The following is a 2243-nucleotide window of genomic DNA, read 5'->3' on the forward strand; positions in this document are numbered from 1 at the left end:
TCGGGTTCTGTGATGAAGAACTGAAACATTCTTTCCCAGACTCCCAAGCGACTCCAGTGATGGAATCTTGGGTAAACGGTGTACCACTTTCCACATCTTTCCGGGAGGTAGCGCCAGGGGGAGCCAGAACGAGCCATCCACAGCACGCCCTCGATAAACCGCTTGCATCCTGCCTCTTTGCCAATGTGGGGTTCTGTTCGCAGAAAAGCCAGAATCTTTTGCTATTTATTGTCATCTATGACAAGGCAACTCATCAGACCTTGCCCAAAAACTATCCTCACCTCATACTAAAAGTAAACACAGCCTAGTTTTTTCGATGAACGGGATCCCGTCGTGGCTGCGGCAACTCCGCCGCTGGCTGCCCTGGGCTGCTCTGCTTCTCATTCTGGTCTTGATCGGCTACTGGGTGGGTCCTCGGGCCAGACCCTACCCCCAAGAGCCGGAGCTGCCCACCCTGGCCCCTCTGCCGCAGCACCCCCGCATCCGGGTGGTGTTCAACCAAAGCCGCGAGAGCACCTATCGGGATCCCTACCGCCAGATCCGCCGCTACGGCTACAACCTGGAAGAGTTGATCATTTCCCAGATTCGCTCCGCTCGGCAGTCGGTGGATATTGCCGTGCAGGAGCTGAACCTACCCCTGATTGCCCAGGCTCTGGTGGAGCGGCGGCAGGCGGGGATCCCGGTGCGTTTTATTACTGAAAACACCTACGTGCGGGCCTGGCACCAGCTCACCCCTGACCAAGTGCGGGCGCTGGACGAGCGCAGCCGCAGCAAGTTCGAGGAGTACCGCAACCTGGTGGATGTGAACCGGGATGGACGGTTTTCGGCTGAGGAGGTCGCCACGCGGGATGTGTACGCCTTGCTGGATGGAGGCCAGGTGCCCTGGCTGGACGATACCGCCGATGGTTCCAAGGGCAGTGGCCTGATGCACCACAAATTTGTGGTGATCGACGGGCAGAAAGTCTTGACCGGCTCGGCCAATTTCACCCTCTCTGATATTCACGGGGACTTTGATGCGCCTGGCAGTGTCGGCAATGCCAACCATCTGCTGCTGCTGGACAGCCCGGAGCTGGCCCGCCTCTACACCGAGGAATTCGATCTCATGTGGGGCGATGGCCCCGGTGGCTTGACCGATAGCCGCTTCGGCGTGCAAAAGCTCAAGCGTCCCCTGGAAACGGTGTACATTGACGATGCCATTGTGGGGGTTCACTTTTCTCCTGCCAGTCGCTCCCTGCCCTACGAAGCCACCTCCAACGGCATTATTGCCGCCACCCTGGCCCAAGCCCGGCAACAGGTGGATCTGGCTCTGTTCGTCTTTACGGATCCGGGCATTGCCAACCAACTCAGGCAACTGCGCCAGGAGCGCAACGTAGAAATCCGCGGGGTGTTCGACCCTGGTTTTGCCTTCCGGGACTACAGCCGCACCCTGGAGATGTGGGGGCTGTTGCTCCCCGACGAAAAGTGCCAGGTGGAGGCGGCGCGCCTGCCCTGGACGCTGCCGGCCCAGTCTGTAGGCATACCCAACCTCGCCCCCGGCGATAAGCTGCACCATAAGTTTGCCATCATCGATCCCGGCACTCCTCAGGCCACGGTGATCACCGGATCCAACAACTGGTCGGTCTCGGCCAACCACCTCAACGACGAAAACTTCCTGATCATCCGCAATAGCCGAGTGGTGGATCACTTTGTGCGGGAGTTCGACCGGCTCATTGCCGATGCCCGCTTTGGCCCCAGCCGCCGCCTGCAACAACAGGCAGAAGAGGCGTCCCGTCGCTGCCCCAACCCCGTCCCCGTTGCCGCTTCCTTGCCTGAACCGGAGCCGGAGCTGCTGGAAGTCGAGGTCGTTCTTCCTCCTGAGGCGGGATCCCCTTCCCCGTCGGTTGCTTTTCCGGTGGCGTCTCCTGGGGGATCCCCTCGCGTTAACCTGAATACGGCCACGGCGGCGGAGCTGGAACAGTTGCCCGGCATTGGCCCCGCCCTGGCGCAGCGCATTATCGAGGCCCGCCCCTTCTCCTCTTTGGAGGATCTGCAACGGGTCAATGGCATTGGCCCAGCCCGGATTGAGCAACTGCGGGATCGGGTAACCTGGTAGGAGTTAGCCCCCTCTTAGTCAGGTTGAGGGCGCGGAGTGCTTTCGGAAGTTCATCCCAGAGCAGCTCCTAAAGGGCCTCTCCCCTCGAATAAACCCCAAATTAAACCCCAAATATAGTCATTTCAGCTAGAAATCGCAGGAGCCCCGCACT

Annotated in this window: 2 protein-coding genes; one reads left to right on the plus strand and one right to left on the minus strand. The window is 60.1% G+C overall.

Annotated elements, in window-relative coordinates:
• Positions 1-215: transposase (locus tag NW856_RS09955; RefSeq protein ID WP_414400068.1), on the minus strand; the 215-nt coding region annotated here is incomplete at its 3' end.
• Between the two features lie 101 nt (positions 216-316).
• Between NW856_RS09955 and NW856_RS09960 the strand changes: the two genes are divergently transcribed.
• Positions 317-2092, plus strand: a complete 1776-nt coding sequence (locus NW856_RS09960) for a phospholipase D-like domain-containing protein (RefSeq protein WP_414400066.1) — start codon at positions 317-319, stop codon at positions 2090-2092.
• The last annotated feature ends 151 nt before the right edge of the window (positions 2093-2243 follow it).

This window comes from Synechococcus sp. R3-13, from assembly GCF_047462195.1.
Taxonomy (GTDB): domain Bacteria; phylum Cyanobacteriota; class Cyanobacteriia; order Thermostichales; family Thermostichaceae; genus Thermostichus.